We start from the raw sequence: 15407 nt of genomic DNA on the forward strand, positions 1-15407 counted from the left end.
CCCTCGTTCAAGCCCAGTTCCCGGGCAACGTCGGCGATCGTGCGTCCGGAATCGATCACCCGATGGGCAGCCTCGACCTTGTACTCGGTCGTGAATGACCGGCGCTTACGAGGAGGCATGGAGACATCCTTCCAGCAGGACCTTCGGTCCTGCCAAATCGGTGTCCACTATTCGGGGGAAGCCTCAGCGGGCGCAATTATCGCTGTGATCCGGATACGCACGCACTCGGTCTGGCCAGCGGTCGCAGCCCACCTCGGGTTGAACGAGTTCGCACTGCCGCTGCCGCAACTCACCGCCGCTTCGGACCACGCTCCCGACCCACTATTCGCCGGCCCGCTGAGCCTCATCACGTGGCCGATCATGATGATCGCCGCCGGCATGGCCCTGTACACCATCAGTGGCGCCCGACGTTCCAGCTCGCCGCAGCTGTCCATGTCCAAGCAATAGGGTCGCTGACCGACACTGCGGTTCCCGGCACCTGGCCTTCGCGCCGAGCCACCTTCAGCTGATCAGTTGACCAGCGAGGGTTCGTAGACCCGGCATGGGCCCTTCGCCTTCTCCGGGCAGGACCTGGATGGCGACGTGGTCCGCGCCGGCAGCGAAGTGGCCGGCCAATCCAGTGGCGATCGTTTCCGGCGTCCCGTGCAGGATCAGGTCGTCGATCAGACGATCGCTCCCGTCGCCTGCGACGTCGGTCTCGTCGTAGCCCTGCCGCAGGAGGTTGTTGACGTAGTTGGAGAGTCGCAAGTAGGGATTACTGACGAAGGCGCGGCCACGCCGGCGAGCCTCCGCGGGGTCCGTGTCGACGACCACCGTGTGCTCGGGGGCGAGCAGCGGGCCCGGGCCGAGGAGGCGGCGGGCTTGCTGGGTGTGGCCGGGCACCGTCAGATATGGGTGGGTTCCGGCGGCGCGGTCGGTGGCCAGGCGCAGCGTTCGCGGTGCGAGCGCGGCGAGGACGCGACGATCCCGGGGATGTCCTTCGGCGTCGAGGGCGTCGAGGAACGATTCCATGTGCTGGTACGGGGAACGATAGCCGGTCACCGTTTCCGGGTGGCCGAGTCCGATGCCCAGCAGGAAACGACCAGGATGGCGAGCCTCCAGGCGGTCACAGGACTTGGCGAGCGTGGTCGGGTCGTTGGTCCACATGTTGACGATCGCGGTCGCCACGACGACGTGCCTGGTCGCGTCCAGGACCTGCTCGACCAACCGGAGCTCGCTCTCGTCACGCTGACCGAGGCCGAGCCACACGGCGCCGTATCCCAGCGCCTCGGCCTCGACCGCGTAGCCGATGCGGCTGGGATCGTCGTACACGGGGTGGAGCCAGGCTCCATATCTACCGAGTGTGATCATTGTGCTGTCTCCTCTCTCAGTGCTCGATGACCAGGTTCACCAATGCGCCCGTCCCGCAACGTGAATCGGAATTGAAGATCGACGACGCCGCCGGAGAAATCACCGTCGAGGCGGCGGTGCACTGGTGTTCAGCACTCAGGTTGGGGTCTCCCGGGGCACCCGGGAGAACTCGCCGATCGTCAGGCCCTCGCGCATGGTTCCAGTATCAACTCTCCCGTTACGGGAGGGTCCAGTGCACAGCCGGGGTTGACACTCCGGTGACCGGACGGTCGAGCGTGGTACTCACGCCCCGCAGCGGGCCTGCACACACGACTGGACGGGATGGCCACGATGAAGCCACAGAACCTGACCGGCGAGGTACCCGCCATGTCCAATCAGCACGCCCCGCAGTCCGCGTAACGGACGCCGCGAACACCACGAAGGGAGCATCCGATGAGCACGACTGTGGTGACCGAGTTCTTCGCCCGGCCAGGCCGCGGCGATGACGTGGCCAAACTCCTCCTGGAGATCCTCGGGGCGAGCCTCGAGCACACAGGATGCGAGGACATCCGTATCCTGCGCGACGAGGATGACGTCGACCATGTCGCAGGGCTGACCCGGTGGACCGAGCGGCACAACTACACCGACTACCTCGACTGGCGTACCGAGCATGGCTTCACCGCCACCTTCGAAGCGATGCTGACCCAGCCGCTGGTCATCCATTACTACGAAGAGGTCTTCCAGGGCGAGGGGATCGCGCTACGCAACCGCTGAACATGCGACCCGAGGCCACCCACGACCTGGGGTGGACACGTATTGCCAAACAGCCGCGGACCTGAGTGTCGAAGAATTCTCATATACAGCGCACATTCGCGAACAAACGATAGAAGTCGATGCGATTCGAGGCCCACGCACACAACAACCAATAGTAGGGAGCGACATGACCGAGATCCGTCCATTCCGCGTCGAGATCAGCGACGCGGTGATCGATGACCTCCGCGAGCGGCTGGCGCGGACGCGCTGGCCCGAAAGGGAGCCCGTCGACGACTGGTCGATGGGAATTCCACAAGCCTACGTGCAGGACCTCGCGGGGTACTGGGCGGAGTCCTACGAGATGCGGCGTGTCGCCGATCAGCTGAACCGCTACGAACAGTTCACGACGACGATCGACGGAGTCGACATCCACTTCCTGCACGTCCGCTCGCCTGTTGACGGGGCGACGCCGTGCATCATGACGCATGGCTGGCCGGGGTCGGTGATGGAATTCGTCAAGGTGATCGATCCGCTTGTGGATCCGGTCAGTCACGGCGGGAAGGCGTCCGACGCGCTTGATCTGGTGATTCCGTCGCTCCCGGGCTATGGGTGGAGCGGCAAGCCGACGGTGACCGGCTGGAATGTCGAGAAGATCGCGTGGGCGTGGATCGAGCTGATGGACCGGCTCGGCTATGAGCGCTGGACAGCTCAGGGCGGCGACTGGGGAGCGCAGGTCAGTTCGGCGATCGGGCGGCTGGCCGATCCCGCCAAGCTGATCGGGATCCACGTCAACTGGGCGCTCGCCGATCCGGCGAAGCTCACGGAGCTCGGCGGGCCGACCGAAGAGGAGCAGCGCTACCTCGCGCGCATCGAGAATTCCAGCAAGGCCGAGGTCGGATACGCGATCGAGCAGGGGACCAAGCCGCAAACGCTCGGATACGGCCTGACCGATTCGCCGGTCGGCCAGCTCGCCTGGATCGTCGAGAAATTCAAAACGTGGTCGGACTGCGGCGATGACATAGAGAATTCCTTTACGAAGGACGAGTTGCTGGACAACGTGATGGTCTACTGGACGTGTGCTGCGGCGGCCTCATCGGCGCGCCTGTACTGGGATTCGCTCGCGTCGAGTTTGGGGAGCTTCGACGAGGTGCCCGCGCCGTCCGCGTACTCTCTCTTTCCCGCGGACAACGTCGCGATGTCCGAGCGCTGGGCGCGGACCCGCTATACCAACCTGCGCTACTACGGCACGCCGGTGCGGGGTGGCCATTTCGCTGCCTACGAGGCTCCTGCCGAGTTCATCGCCGAGGTGCGCGCAGGGCTGGCCGCTCTCCTGCCAGGGTCGATTCGCGTGTGACGTTTCCCGTACGGCGTGTCTCAGCAGCTGTTCCACAATGGACGGTGTGTGGCTCGCACACCCCGCGCACCGTGAGTGCGGCCCGCCTCTGCGTGCCGACGATGTCGAGGGCTGCGTCCAGCAGCGCCGTACGGCGATTCGTGGACTGACCTGTTGTTACGCGTGCGCCGACGGAGGCCCGCTCGGGAAAATAGGTATGCCCCCGGCCATTCGACCCTCGTGGGAGTCCCCCGGACAGGCGATGCTGACACGAAATCCACCAGCACCATTGCGCGGAGGCTTTCATGTTCCCACCGAATGCCCAGCCCCCAGACGGTGTCAGCGACGACAGCGCCCGTTGTGTCGAAGACACGTTGACGATCCGGCGTTGTGCGGCCTGCGATAAGGTCTTCGCGCCGCTGACCACGGCGTGTTCGGCCTGCGCGTCCGAGGATCTCGAGTGGGTGCCCTCGTCCGGCGCCGGTTTGATCGTCTCGTGGCGGGCGGTGCGTCGCATGAGTTTTCCGCACGGCGAGTTGACGCCGTTGACGATCGCCATCGTCGAACTCGACGAGGGCCCATGGGTCTACGCCTCCATCGAAGATGAAGTCCCGCTGATCTACACCGGGCCGGTGCGTGTGCACTTCCAGCCGAGTCCCCGCCAGAACAGGTTTCCGGTCTTCACAGTCGACGCCGATCCACGGCAGCCACCGTTCTGGCGTGTGTCCCGCGAAACCGTTGCGAATGGGAACGACCGGCCGGAGGCGGCTGCGACCTAAATGGCAAGCCGTGTACTTCGATGACTGCTTTATTACCTCTTGCCTACGGATACGTGCGCGACGATCTGCTCAGTGACCGCGACTCGGAGTCCGCCGACAACATACTGCGGGCTGCCGCCAGATCACTCGGGTATGCACTGGGCACCGTATTCCACGAGTTGGCACCACAGAACGCGACACTGCCGCCGGCGTTCGTCGATCTCGTCCAGGAATGCCGGCGCGCCGAGGCACACACCGTGCTGACGCTCCCCGGACACCTGTCTGACATGCCCGTGTGCCGCATGGTCCTGCTCGCGATCCTCGAGGCACGAGCCGAAGCCGCAGTACAAGAAGTCCGCCCCTGACCGATCACCCCGGTCTGGTCGGATGGGCCGGCCTTCCTGGTATCGCCTCAGTTCGACGTTGGACCCTCGCCGCCGCTAGTCCAGCCCGAGTTGCCCGCCAATACTTCCGCGACTTCTCGTCGGGTCGCCGCGCTGTCACACCAATAAGTCTCCGGACTCACCGTGCGGATTCACTTGGGAAGGCGCACGCCTCGGACGGAGCGCTCGCCCGTGAACACCCCGGTCTGAAGATGCCGGGGTGACCCTTTCTCGCCCCTGCACCCTGTCGCGCCGTCGCGCAGGATCCGTCTGGATGCCCCCGCCGCTCCGCTGTTACAGCAGTCCGAGCTGTTGCAGGTTGGTGATGTATTTGACGATGAGCGGCGCGGTGATGTGTGGGATGTCTTTGTCCGGGCCGATTTTCGCCTCCTGGACCGCGGTGTGGAACCGTTCGGCCGTTGCGAGGGCTCCGTGCAGCGGCTTGTCGGGTTGTTGGTAGAAGTGCAGCAGCGGCAGCACGGAATGCCGGCGCTGCCGGTCCGGCAGGGCACGCATGGCGGTCTCGAACCGGTCCAGCCAATCGTGGTAGTCACCGATCCGTTCGATCGGGTGGCCGGCGTCGATGAGCCAGTCGACGTATTCGTCGAGCCCGACGCCGTCGTCGTGCGGGTTGAGCACGTGATACGTCTGGGCCCCGGGTTCCAGCCATGTGCCCAGGGTGGCGATCGCTTCGGGTGCGTGGAAGTCGGCCGAGGCGGGTGCGGCCGTGAGGGTGGTGGCGACTGCGGCCGTCAGCCCGTGACGGTCCACATGATCAGCTTCCGTATGCCGATGTCGGCGGCCATGAATTCTCCTGTTCAGCAGGTCCCGATGTTGGGACCGCCCAGAACATAGCGCCGCGCGATAGTGAAGCGTAAATGTTTCGGATACTGCAAATTTCATGTCTTGCGGTGCTACGAATGTCGGCCAGGCCGGCACTGTGCCCGTCGTCAATCGCGGTCCCCGCGCGCTGGGTCGCGCCGCGGACTGCGATTCGACCGCGCACGGGGGAGGTCACGATCCCCAGGGCCAACTGATCTTCGATCCCAGGCTTCCAGCCATCGTTTTCCGAACGCCCCGGCAGAGCATGCCGAGGCGTTTGGTGGAGCTGCTCGACACCCTCGCCGACGCGCCGATCGACCTCGCGGCCGAACGCGCCCACGTATGGAAACTTCTCGGCGGCCAGCAGATTCGGGCGAACGAATTTCGTTGGATTTCGGCGATTACTACCGGGACCCCGCGACACCCTCTTCTGACCTCGGTTCCCCTGCCCCGGCCGCCTCTCAGGTGCGTCCTGCGATAGCCGATGAGCGTGCGGTCGGGGCCTACTGTGACCATGTATCCGCTACACGGCCGCGCGATTCAGGCTCAGCCAGGGGTACGGACGTCGGTGTCGGCGAGTACGGGTGTGAGGTCGACGCCGGGCGGGGGACGCAGGCGGCGTAGGTTGCCGTCGATGCTGGTGACATACAGCGCCCAGCCCTGTCCGTTGCGGGCGATCCGGACCGAGGTCGGGCCGTTGGGCAGCATCGGGCTCGAGGTCTGCCAGCCGGTAGCGATGGCGCAGGTGGCGCCCGTCACCGGATCCATGCTGTAGACACTGCCGGAGGTGTCGCCAGCGAGATAGAGCTGCCCGGCCTGGGTGGCCTCCATGTCGTCGAGGCCCGGGAAGAGGCCGTCGTGAACGCCGGCGACCACAGTGGCGGCCGTCGGCGCATCCAGCGGAATCCTCAGCACCTGCGAGGTGAAGTCGTTCTCGGTGTAGATGGCTGTCTGGTCCGCTGTCAGCGCAATACCGTTGGGGTAGGGCGTATTCGACCAGTGCGGGGTGAATTCACCGGTGGACGGCCGATACCGGCTCATGCCCACCGGTATGGGAATCGACAGGTGGGAGATGAGCAGGTCCCCGTCGGGAAGCAGCAGCAACCCGTTGGGTTGAACCAGCCCGGTCAACAGCGTGGTCACCGCGCCGGTGGTCACGTTGTAGCGCCGCAGGGTGCCGGTGCCGGTGAACGCGGTGCCGTCGCCGGTCAGGAAGTACAGATCGTCACCGACCAGCCGCAACCCAGCCGGATTGTCCAGACTCGACAGCAGCGTGGTGACCTCGCCGCTGGAATCGACGTGGTACAGGACGCCTCTGACAATGCCGGACACGTAGAAGCCGCCGCCCCCGTCGGGCTCGAGATTCTCCAGACCACCCAGACCCGACGCGAGAATATCGGCTTGCCAGCCCTCCGCGCACGAAGCGCCATCGGTCTCGGCGTGCGCGACCGGAGCGGTCGCCATCAGTCCGGCCACAGCGGCCGCCGCACATGCGCTCGACAGCAACCTATGCATCCGATGAACTGCTCCCACCCCGATCGACATGCGGCAGATCCTATCGATGGGGACTTACATCTGCAGTGCCAACCGGCCAACAGGCGATCCGCACTCGCTCCGTCGAGTAGAAGCGGTAGCAAGGAAGAATCGCACGCTATTGCGCTTCATGCGCCAAGCAACATGCACTCATGCCTGTGGTCTCAATGGGTTAGCGCAACACTGGGTTTGACAGCGCCACAGCAGGTTGCGCGGCGCCCGTCCCGATCGAGGGGTTCGCTACTGGTGCAGTCGCGTATTTCGAACATCGACGCCACCTGAGGCTGCGAGAACACCGCCATCTACGGCTGCGAGTCACACCCAGGTCCCCCTGATCCGGTCGTTGAGTTGCGGGTGGGGGCAGGTATGGGGTGAGAGGCCGGAACGTCATCGAGGGCGGGGCGACATACCCTCACACAGCGACAACCCCGGGCGGATAGGCGCCGCCCGGGGTTGTCGCGTTCGAAGGGGTCATCGGAGTTGGAGTTCGTCCGTCCACGGTTGGTAGTGCGGGCCCGCGGGTGTTCCTGCCCGGTAGGGGCCGGTAAGAATTGTGTCGCCTGGTACATGCGTGTCTCCCGGTCTTCGGCCTCTGTGCGAGCTACAGCATCTCGGCGTACATGCGGCCGTCGCGCACCCCGAATTCGATCCGACACGGGAACTCCGACGGGTATCCGGCCTGGAGGTTGTGCAGATTGCCTCCGATGACGAACGTCGCCCACTCCCGCAACTCTTCGGGCAGCTCGAACATCCAGCCGTCGGTGGCGCGCACGTACGGGATGTCGGCACCGAGGGGATCGTGGCGGCCGAGAGCGGCCACATCGAGGATCATCCCCTTCTCCCGCGCGGACGCGATCGTGGGCGGCTGCAGCAGCATCATGGCGGAACCGTAGCGCCACCCACGCCCTCCGCGGCCGAGGCGCGACGAGGCGCGACGAGGACGCCCGATTTGCCCGGCCGGCAAGCCCGGAACCTACTGAAACCGCTGGTCGACCGACGCAATGAAAGCGCGGCGGCGTTTTGCCGCAAGGCATTTCAGCGGCTTCATGTACCACCTGACGCGATTCTTACTTTCACCCCCCAGTGGTGATCCGCGATCCGCCGAGGATGACGAGCGCCGACGCCGCTGCGCCAGGTCGGGCGTCCCATTTGACCGAACGGCCGGTGGGGTGTTGTGAACCGGGCTCATACTTGTTCGGCCGGGTCTTCACAACCGAGCTGGCGCGGCTCAACGCGTTATCCGGCCAGCGTTCGCGCCGCTGATTCCTTGTTCAAGGGCACACAACCGAGGGAGGCGCAAGTGACCGAGATCAACTTGGAAGGCGAAGGCGAGGAACTGTTCGTGCCGTTGTCGGAGTTGGGCGGAAAGGAGCCCGATGAACCAGACGGGTCTCGTGCGCCGACGTGCAAGCTGTACAACGATTACCCCGTCGGCATCACGATCCTCCGGCGAGCCGGCGGAAAGTATCGTTACCTGTTCACTCTGGATTCCGGTGCCACCAGCGATGATTTCTGGACCGACGACGAGCTGTGGATAGCGAGCAACACCGGATTCAAGTACCGGGTCGAGTTCCAGTCCGGCGGCGGCCACCGTTTCTTCGCGATGCACAAAGTGTCTCCGGCAGCCGGCACGAACAACGTCAGCCGCTTGTAGGGACGTGACCGATCGGATGACTGACGGTGAGGGGGTTTGCCTCCCACCACACCGAAGTTCGACAGATCGGCCTTCAACCATTCAAGCTGACCTGATGGGGTCCCGGCGGCTTCCGCTGTTGTGCATCACCGTCGGGTCCATCGCCGCCGTGGCGATCATCTGGACCAGCACGCATTAGCGCATCCGCGGCCACCCGCGTGACGAGGCGCGAGCACATCGGCTCGCGGGTGGCCGCGATCAGTAAACGAACGAGCTCCCGAACACCGGTTCACGCTGAGGAGTGGAGGTCCAGGGTGGGGCCGCTCGCGTTCAGTCGACCATGGTGGGTTCAAGGGATCGCTGCATCACCGCGTGAATGATCATGTCAGCGTGGAGGTTTGGGTGCGGGAAATACGGAATGTCGGCTGCTCGTCAGGACGAGTTGTGGCGCCGGTGGCGGGCTGGCGAATCGCTCAGTGCGATAGCTCGATCCCTCGAGATGTCACTGCAACACGTCCGGCGGTTCCTCTTGCAGGCCGGAGGGATCCGCCGGTCGCCATCACGGCGACGCATCCAATACTTGACGATGGCCGAGCGAGAGGAGATATCTCGCGGCCTGGCAAGGGGTCGGTCTGCCCGGGAGATCGCCGCTTAATTCCCACCGCCGGTTCGATTCCCGACGTTCGGCGCCCGAGACGCCGCCCCAACGAACGGGTTTCCGAACACCTCGACCTGCGAGAACACCAGACACAGAGCAGCCGTGCCTGCGTTCGGCCCACCATCGTTTTCCGAACGGCTGTCGGCATGCCCAGACCGACACTCCGCCCGTTCGAATCATTGGCGCGGGCCGAGCCAGACCCGGCCGGCCACCGTCGCCGCCACAACACGCTGATCCACCCCGACACTTGCGCCCGGAAGCCGACACCTGACGCTTCGACATGACATGGTGCTACCAAGTGATCAGACTGCACATCAGGGGGCTATGTCATGTCGAATATTCCTGCCGACCTCAAATACACCGACGAGCACGAGTGGGTGCGTACCGAAGCAGACGGAATACTGACGATCGGCCTCACCGACCACGCCCAGAACACCCTCGGGGACATCGTGTTCCTGGAGCTGCCCTCGGTGGGCAAGCAGGTCAAGGCCGGTGACGCCATCGGCGTCGTGGAATCGGTCAAGGCCGCCTCCGACATCTACAGCCCGGTCACCGGCGAGGTCGTCGCGATCAACATCGACGCGGCCGACGCGCCCGAGGAAGTGAACAGCGACCCGTACGACGTGTGGCTGTTCAAGATCAAGCTGGCGGCCGGTACCTCCACCAACGCTCTGCTCGACGCCGCCGCATACAAGAGGTTGGTCGGGTGACCACCCTGCTGCGCGGCGCCCTCGGCCGGTGGCCGGCACCGGCTCGCAGAGCCCACCTTCCTCCGCGGTGCGGGCTCGGGGCGACATCGTCCGGATCAGGACCCGTTGGGTGCCGGAGCCGGGCGGCGGCTGCTGTTGTCGACCGTGGCGCTGAGGTAGTCGATGCCCGTCACACTGTTCCAGTCCATGGTTCCGTGGTGGCGTAACAACCACTCGTCCGGGCATGAGGCACTGACTTGTTGGGTGGAGTGGCTGTTGACCAAGAACGAGGTCTCGTGTGGGCCAACGGTGCCCGTGCACTGCACCCGGGCCTGCACGCGGTAGACGTCGTCGGTGTCGTTGCGGCAACTGCGATCGTTGCACGACACCCCTTCGGCCAGGTCCGTGGCGTTCGCCGCCGGGGCGAGCGCGCCAGCCGCAGCGGCGATCAGAGCGGCAGTACCCAGACCGACCAGCAACCGTTGAGCCATGCGTGTAACTCCTTATCGACAGTGTCCCGACCCGGGATTCAGCTTGTCGCGCAGGAGGTTTGGCGCGCATCGGGGTGAACCCGGAATTCTTCCGCTCAGGCACCCTGATTCGCGGTGAGTGCCGCCGTGCCGGACTCAGATCCGGGTGGAGAGGATGATGAGGCACCCACCAGCAGCTCGACGCTATCGACGCCTCGGGGCGTGGACTCCGGGTGCTGACGACATCGCCGACCGGCTCGCCCGCGCCGCCCGGCATGAAACTCACCGAACCTTCGTGCCGACAGAAACGAGAGCTGCCCCGGACCTGAGGTCCGGGGCAGCTCTCGTGATCGGTTGCGGCTCACATAGGCCAGTGGTCCCGAGGCGGGCCGTGGGGGTCAGCCCCAGGGGACGTCGGACTTGGCCATGGCCTTGATTCGCCGGTCCTTCGCGGACGACAGCAGGCTCGCCCCGAAGCCGTCGGAGGAGACGAAGAAACCGATCCGGTCGGGATCGACGTCCACGTGTTCGGCCAGCCAATCGACAACCGCGATGGCGTCGGCCACGTCCTGCGGTCCGGCGACGCGGGTCCCGCCCGTGGAGTCGGCTGGGTCGCGCCGGCTGTAGTCCAGGACGACGTAGTCGTTGCGGGCCCAGCGCGGGAACACGTCGAGGTAAGCCAAGTATCCGTTGCTGATCGGCGGGGCGGGCAGGATGACTGCGGGGTAGGGCTGCCCGGGGGCGGGGTTGAGCGGAACGCTCAGCGCCACGTCGAGCTTTGCCCCGTCTGCCCCGGCGATCGAGACCTCCCTGTACTGGGCGACCTCCGTGTAGGTCTCGTATTCGTCGGCCAGGCCCCACTGGTCCAGACGGCCGATCCGTCGCGGCGACGGGTCCAACAGCGCCTCGCGGATCGCCCCCAACCTGGCGAGATCTTCGGCACTGAGCGCGGTCGTCTTCTCTGGTGTTCCGCCAACAGTCATGACTATGCAGCCTTCCGTAGCAGTGATGATGACGAATTTGCGGATACGTTCCCACACCGAGGAAACCACAGGGACACGCGTCGGAAGCGCGACTTCGATACTGCGGGAACGGTTTTCAGCTTTCCAGCCTGGGCGGGTCCCGGTAGCTTTCGCGGAATGAACTCGGCACGATCGGTCAGGACCGCGCCCCATGTTGTCACCGTCCGGGCCCGCTGGGGAGCCGAATACCTGCCAGCTCCATCACTCGTGGGGTCGATGCGCCTGCCCGCGCCCATTCTTCGGACACCGCAATCCAGACAATGCGTGCAGGCGCATCGCAACACCACCACCCGAACGCTCGTCCGGTTTGCGGTGCCCGGGTAGACGACACTGCTCAGTCTGGCAGTGCCGCCGGTGCCGCGCGGGGGCTATTCGTCGTCGTCGGTTATTCCCTTGTAGCGCAGGAACTCCTCGAAGGAGACCCTCCCGTTCCCTGAGCGGTCTTGCTGAATATGGCGCTCAAAGGTGTCCCGCACTCCCTCGCGCTGGGTCATACCCCACGCCATTGCTTCGTCGAGGGTGATGAAGCCGTCGTGGTCTGTATCGATCTGGTCGAACTCCTCCCGGATGGCGATGATCTGCTCCTCCAGGTCCATGCCCGTCTCCTCTGCCGGGTGGTTACCAACTGAACAGCCACACCTTCGTTCGTCATCGAGCAGCACTGAGCGTACGCGGAAAGTTTGCTGGGGCGCCCGGATTGACGGGAATCGAAACGAACCGAATCACCGGTGCACGAGCTCCCGGCCCGCATGTGCTCATGGCCTCGGAGGGTGGCCATGAGCACATGCCAGCGGGTTGCCCGACATTCGGGCTGATCGTCTTCCGAACGCCTCTATCAGGGAGTTGGGGAGAGTGGTGCTGAGCCCCGGCGAGTGGCTGGACCATCGGTATCGGGTCTACGAATCTTTTGTATCGGGTGCTACGAATCCTTTGTGAGGTGCCCGCCCGGCGCCGGTGCTTCGGGGCGTGATCGTCTTCTGGGAGTTCACGTCGACCCTTGCGGGGCGTAGGCGGTCTTCTTGCCCGCAGCGGTTTTCACGGGGGTGGCCACATCGGGACATGGTTCGGATGAGGAGCTGAGGGTATGCGCATCGTGGTTGATCTGAATCGGTGTCAGGGGTACGCGCAGTGCGTTCCGCTGGCACCGGATGTGCTCGAAATGCTGGGTGAGGAGGCGCTGGCGTATGACCCCAACCCTGATGACGCACAGCGCCAGCGCGTCTTGAGAGCGGCGGCGGCGTGCCCGGTCCAGGCGATCGTCGTGGAGACCTATACCCCCGACGGGCCGGAGCCTGTTACTCCAGACGGGCCGGAGCCTGCGGCATGAGCACCGCGTCGCTGGCCGCGGACCTGGTCAGGATGTTTCGGGCCGAGGGCCGGATCGTAATCGTGGGGGCGTCGCTGGCCGGGCTTCGTGCCGCGGAGGCGTTGCGGGACAAGGGCTTCTGTGGGCCTTTGACCCTCATCGGTGACGAGTCGCACGAACCGTACGACCGCCCGCCGCTGTCCAAGCAAGTCCTCAAGGGCTGGGTTCGCGCCGATCACACCAAGCTTCCCCGCATGCGGGACATCGACGCGCAGTGGCGGCTGGGTGTGGCCGCGACCGGTTTGGACCGGGTGAACAAACAGGTTTTGCTGGCCACCGGAGACGCGGTGCCCTACGACCGGCTGCTCATCGCTACCGGCGTTCGCGCACGGCCGTGGTTCAACCCGGCCGAGGCCGCGCTGCAGGGGGTGTTCACGGTGCGCACCTGCGATGACGCGGCCCGGCTGCAAGCTGCACTGCATTCGAGCCCGAAACGGGTTCTCGTCGTCGGCTCGGGGTTTGTCGGCTCCGAGATGGCTTCGGTGTGCTGCGAGCTGGGGTTGCCGGTGACCGTCGCCGAGCGCGGAGGCGGGCCGCTGGTGGGGCCGCTGGGCGGGGTGATCGGCGACATCGCCGCCCGGATGCAGCGCGGCGCCGGAGTCGACCTGCGCACCGGCGTGTCGGTCGAAGCCCTCGACGGCGATGCCGGCGGGCATGTGCGCCGGGCCCGGCTCTCGGATGGAACCACGCTCGATGTCGATGTGGTGGTGGCGTCGTTGGGGTCGATCCGCAACGTCGAGTGGCTGGCAGGTGCCGGGTTGGCCGCCGGTTTCTGGGGAGTCGGTTGCGATGCGGGTTGTCGCGCGTTCGACATCAACGGGGTGGTGACCGACAACATTTTCGTGGCCGGGGATGTCGCGCGTCAGCCACACGTGCTGTATGGGTATCAGTTCATCTCGATGGAGCACTGGGACAACGCGGTGTGCGGGGCGCAGGTCGCCGCGAACAACATGATCAACCTGGAGACCGAGCGGCGACCGCACTTGCCGCTGCCCTCGTTCTGGTCGGGCCAATTCGGGGTGAACATCAAGGGCGTGGGGGTGTGCTCGTTCGGCGATGAGATCGTGTTCACCCAGGGGTCTCCCGAGGACTATCGCTTCGCCGCGGCGTACGGCCACCGCGGCCGCATCGTCGGAGCGGTGACGTTCAACCATGGCAAGTGGCTGCCGTACTACGCGGCGATGATCGAGCGCTCGGCACCGTTCCCGCCACCGCCGCCGGGCTATGACCAAGCGCCCGACCCGGCACCGATGCCGGCCCGCTTCCCCGATCCACGAGTGCCGACCGAGATTCCCGATGTGGTGCTGACCGGTCACGACCCCACCTCACGGGGCGCCGAGTTCCATTGACCAAGGGAGCCAGCATGACTGCAGCGATGGTCTGGGCGGAGGCGATGAAATACGAACACCGCGCCGACCCGTACCCGTTCTTCGACCAACTGCGCCAGACCCCCGTGGCGCGAGTTGCCGACAACCTGTACGTCGTGACCGGCTATCAGGAACTACTGACGCTGGCGCACGACCCCCGGGTCAGCTCCGATATCAGCCGCAGCCCGCTGGGAGCCACCCTGACCTCGGGTGCCGACTCCGAGCCGGGCGCCGAGGACATGCAGGCCTACGGTCGCCGGCCGAGCATCATCGTCTCCGATCCCCCCGAGCACGATCGGGCGCGCCGACAGGTGATCCGCCACTTCGGCCCACCACATTCACCCGATGTCATCCCCGGCATGGAGCCCGACATCGTGCGGTTGTGCAACCAGCTGCTCGACGGCATCGAGGCCACTGGCAGGACCCGGCTGGATGTGGTCGATGATTACGCCTACCCGGTGCCGGTGATGGTGATCTGCAAGATCCTCGGGGTCCCGCTCGCAGACGAACCCATGTTCCATTCCTGGATCCGCGACATGTTGACCGGCATCGATCTGGGCCCGGATGCGACTACCGAGCAGGGCAGGGCCCGCGCCGAGAAGTCCCGCGCAAGCCGTGACGCGCTCATGGACTATCTGGCCGGCCTGATCGAGCAGCTCCAACGCGAGCCTGGGCAGGGCTTGTTGTCCAAACTGATTCACGACCAGGGCCCCGATGGTCCGATGCCTGCCGAACAGGTGTTGTCCAATGCGGTGCTTCTGCTGGTCGCCGGTCATGACTCGACGGTCAATACCATCGCCAACTGTGTGATGACGCTGCTGCGCAACCCCGGATCCTACGACCAGGTCCGCAGCCGACCGGAGCTGGTCCCACGCGCGATCGAAGAGGTCCAGCGGCTGCAGGCGGCGGTGCAGTTCTTCCCCAGCCGCAGCGCCACCGCCGATATCGACATCGCCGGCACCGTCATCCCGAAAGGGGCAGCGGTGCACCTGGTCTACGCCGCCGCCAACCGCGACCCGAACCGCTTTGCCAACCCGAACCGATTCGACCTCCACCGCCCCGACAACGAACACTTCGGCTGGGGCAGCGGCATCCACACCTGCTTGGGCGGCCCGCTCGCACGACTGGAAGTCAACCTGGCGTTGGAAACCTTCCTACGCCGCGTCGCCACACCCCGCCTGGTCGTCGACCCGCCACCCTATCGGCGAAGCCAAATCTTCCGCGGCCCCCAACACCTGCTCATCGACTTCGACCACATCACCGACTGAGCAGCCCGGGTTCTGGGCATCGG

General features: G+C 65.5%; 18 protein-coding genes and 1 pseudogene. 11 read left to right on the forward strand and 8 right to left on the reverse strand.

The window, feature by feature from the left end:
* Positions 1–119: transposase (locus tag ACFXHE_RS40100; RefSeq protein ID WP_379390451.1), on the reverse strand; the 119-nt coding region annotated here is incomplete at its 3' end.
* A 139-nt stretch (positions 120–258) separates the two neighbouring features.
* Here ACFXHE_RS40100 and ACFXHE_RS40105 point away from each other — a divergent pair.
* The gene (locus ACFXHE_RS40105) at positions 259–447 is read left to right on the forward strand and encodes a hypothetical protein (protein WP_379390342.1); all 189 of its coding nucleotides are present in this window, start codon (positions 259–261) and stop codon (positions 445–447) included.
* 54 nt (positions 448–501) lie between these two features.
* On the opposite strand, the gene ACFXHE_RS40110 is transcribed toward ACFXHE_RS40105, so the two are convergent.
* Positions 502–1350 (reverse strand): LLM class F420-dependent oxidoreductase, encoded by an 849-nt coding sequence (locus ACFXHE_RS40110; RefSeq protein ID WP_379390344.1) that lies wholly within the window; start codon positions 1348–1350, stop codon positions 502–504.
* 432 nt (positions 1351–1782) lie between these two features.
* On the opposite strand from ACFXHE_RS40110, the gene ACFXHE_RS40115 reads away from it, so the two are divergent.
* The 4 genes from ACFXHE_RS40115 to ACFXHE_RS40130 all read left to right on the forward strand — a co-directional run bounded on the left by ACFXHE_RS40115 (position 1783) and on the right by ACFXHE_RS40130 (position 4538).
* Positions 1783–2103, forward strand: coding sequence for a putative quinol monooxygenase (locus ACFXHE_RS40115; protein ID WP_379390346.1), 321 nt, complete (start codon positions 1783–1785; stop codon positions 2101–2103).
* Between the two features lie 175 nt (positions 2104–2278).
* Positions 2279–3436: an epoxide hydrolase family protein gene (locus ACFXHE_RS40120; RefSeq protein WP_379390452.1), complete on the forward strand. Its 1158-nt coding sequence runs from the start codon at positions 2279–2281 to the stop codon at positions 3434–3436.
* 284 nt (positions 3437–3720) lie between these two features.
* Positions 3721–4194 carry a Zn-ribbon domain-containing OB-fold protein gene (locus ACFXHE_RS40125; RefSeq protein WP_379390348.1) on the forward strand — a complete coding sequence of 158 codons (474 nt, stop codon included), beginning with the start codon at positions 3721–3723 and terminating at the stop codon, positions 4192–4194.
* Positions 4195–4247: 53 nt separating this feature from the next.
* Complete coding sequence (locus ACFXHE_RS40130) at positions 4248–4538, forward strand: hypothetical protein (RefSeq protein ID WP_379390350.1); 291 nt, start codon at positions 4248–4250, stop codon at positions 4536–4538.
* 312 nt (positions 4539–4850) lie between these two features.
* Here ACFXHE_RS40130 and ACFXHE_RS40135 read toward each other — a convergent pair.
* The 3 genes and pseudogenes from ACFXHE_RS40135 to ACFXHE_RS40145 form a co-directional block, all read right to left on the reverse strand.
* A pseudogene (locus ACFXHE_RS40135) lies at positions 4851–5246 on the reverse strand (oxidoreductase); the annotation flags it as partial.
* Positions 5247–5924: 678 nt separating this feature from the next.
* The gene (locus tag ACFXHE_RS40140; RefSeq protein WP_379390352.1) at positions 5925–6893 is read right to left on the reverse strand and encodes a hypothetical protein; all 969 of its coding nucleotides are present in this window, start codon (positions 6891–6893) and stop codon (positions 5925–5927) included.
* A gap of 619 nt (positions 6894–7512) precedes the next feature.
* Positions 7513–7791: a hypothetical protein gene (locus ACFXHE_RS40145; RefSeq protein ID WP_379390354.1), complete on the reverse strand. Its 279-nt coding sequence runs from the start codon at positions 7789–7791 to the stop codon at positions 7513–7515.
* A 420-nt stretch (positions 7792–8211) separates the two neighbouring features.
* On the opposite strand from ACFXHE_RS40145, the gene ACFXHE_RS40150 reads away from it, so the two are divergent.
* The 3 genes from ACFXHE_RS40150 (at position 8212) to gcvH (ending at position 9912) form a co-directional block, all read left to right on the forward strand.
* Positions 8212–8565, forward strand: a complete 354-nt coding sequence (locus ACFXHE_RS40150; protein ID WP_379390356.1) for a hypothetical protein — start codon at positions 8212–8214, stop codon at positions 8563–8565.
* Positions 8566–9043: 478 nt separating this feature from the next.
* The gene (locus ACFXHE_RS40155; RefSeq protein ID WP_379390358.1) at positions 9044–9199 is read left to right on the forward strand and encodes a helix-turn-helix domain-containing protein; all 156 of its coding nucleotides are present in this window, start codon (positions 9044–9046) and stop codon (positions 9197–9199) included.
* Positions 9200–9531: 332 nt separating this feature from the next.
* Complete coding sequence (gene gcvH / locus ACFXHE_RS40160) at positions 9532–9912, forward strand: glycine cleavage system protein GcvH (protein ID WP_379390360.1); 381 nt, start codon at positions 9532–9534, stop codon at positions 9910–9912.
* Between the two features lie 95 nt (positions 9913–10007).
* Here the strand turns inward: gcvH and ACFXHE_RS40165 are convergent, their stop codons facing one another.
* The 3 genes from ACFXHE_RS40165 to ACFXHE_RS40175 all read right to left on the reverse strand — a co-directional run bounded on the left by ACFXHE_RS40165 (position 10008) and on the right by ACFXHE_RS40175 (position 11979).
* Positions 10008–10382, reverse strand: a complete 375-nt coding sequence (locus ACFXHE_RS40165) for a hypothetical protein (RefSeq protein ID WP_379390362.1) — start codon at positions 10380–10382, stop codon at positions 10008–10010.
* Between the two features lie 377 nt (positions 10383–10759).
* Positions 10760–11344 (reverse strand): CocE/NonD family hydrolase, encoded by a 585-nt coding sequence (locus ACFXHE_RS40170; protein WP_379390364.1) that lies wholly within the window; start codon positions 11342–11344, stop codon positions 10760–10762.
* A gap of 407 nt (positions 11345–11751) precedes the next feature.
* Positions 11752–11979 (reverse strand): EF-hand domain-containing protein, encoded by a 228-nt coding sequence (locus ACFXHE_RS40175; RefSeq protein WP_379390366.1) that lies wholly within the window; start codon positions 11977–11979, stop codon positions 11752–11754.
* A 488-nt stretch (positions 11980–12467) separates the two neighbouring features.
* Between ACFXHE_RS40175 and ACFXHE_RS40180 the strand changes: the two genes are divergently transcribed.
* The 3 genes from ACFXHE_RS40180 to ACFXHE_RS40190 are packed head-to-tail and all read left to right on the forward strand — an operon-like array spanning position 12468 to position 15384.
* On the forward strand, positions 12468–12710 hold the full coding sequence (locus tag ACFXHE_RS40180) for a ferredoxin (protein ID WP_379390368.1): 243 nt from the start codon (positions 12468–12470) through the stop codon (positions 12708–12710).
* Positions 12707–14098, forward strand: coding sequence for an NAD(P)/FAD-dependent oxidoreductase (locus ACFXHE_RS40185; RefSeq protein WP_379390370.1), 1392 nt, complete (start codon positions 12707–12709; stop codon positions 14096–14098). Before ACFXHE_RS40180 ends, ACFXHE_RS40185 begins: the two co-directional genes overlap by 4 nt.
* 14 nt (positions 14099–14112) lie before the next feature.
* Positions 14113–15384: a cytochrome P450 gene (locus ACFXHE_RS40190; RefSeq protein ID WP_379390372.1), complete on the forward strand. Its 1272-nt coding sequence runs from the start codon at positions 14113–14115 to the stop codon at positions 15382–15384.
* Positions 15385–15407 lie beyond the last annotated feature (23 nt).

Origin of the sequence: Nocardia sp. NPDC059229 (assembly GCF_042754165.1) — a bacterium.
GTDB lineage: Bacteria > Actinomycetota > Actinomycetes > Mycobacteriales > Mycobacteriaceae > Nocardia.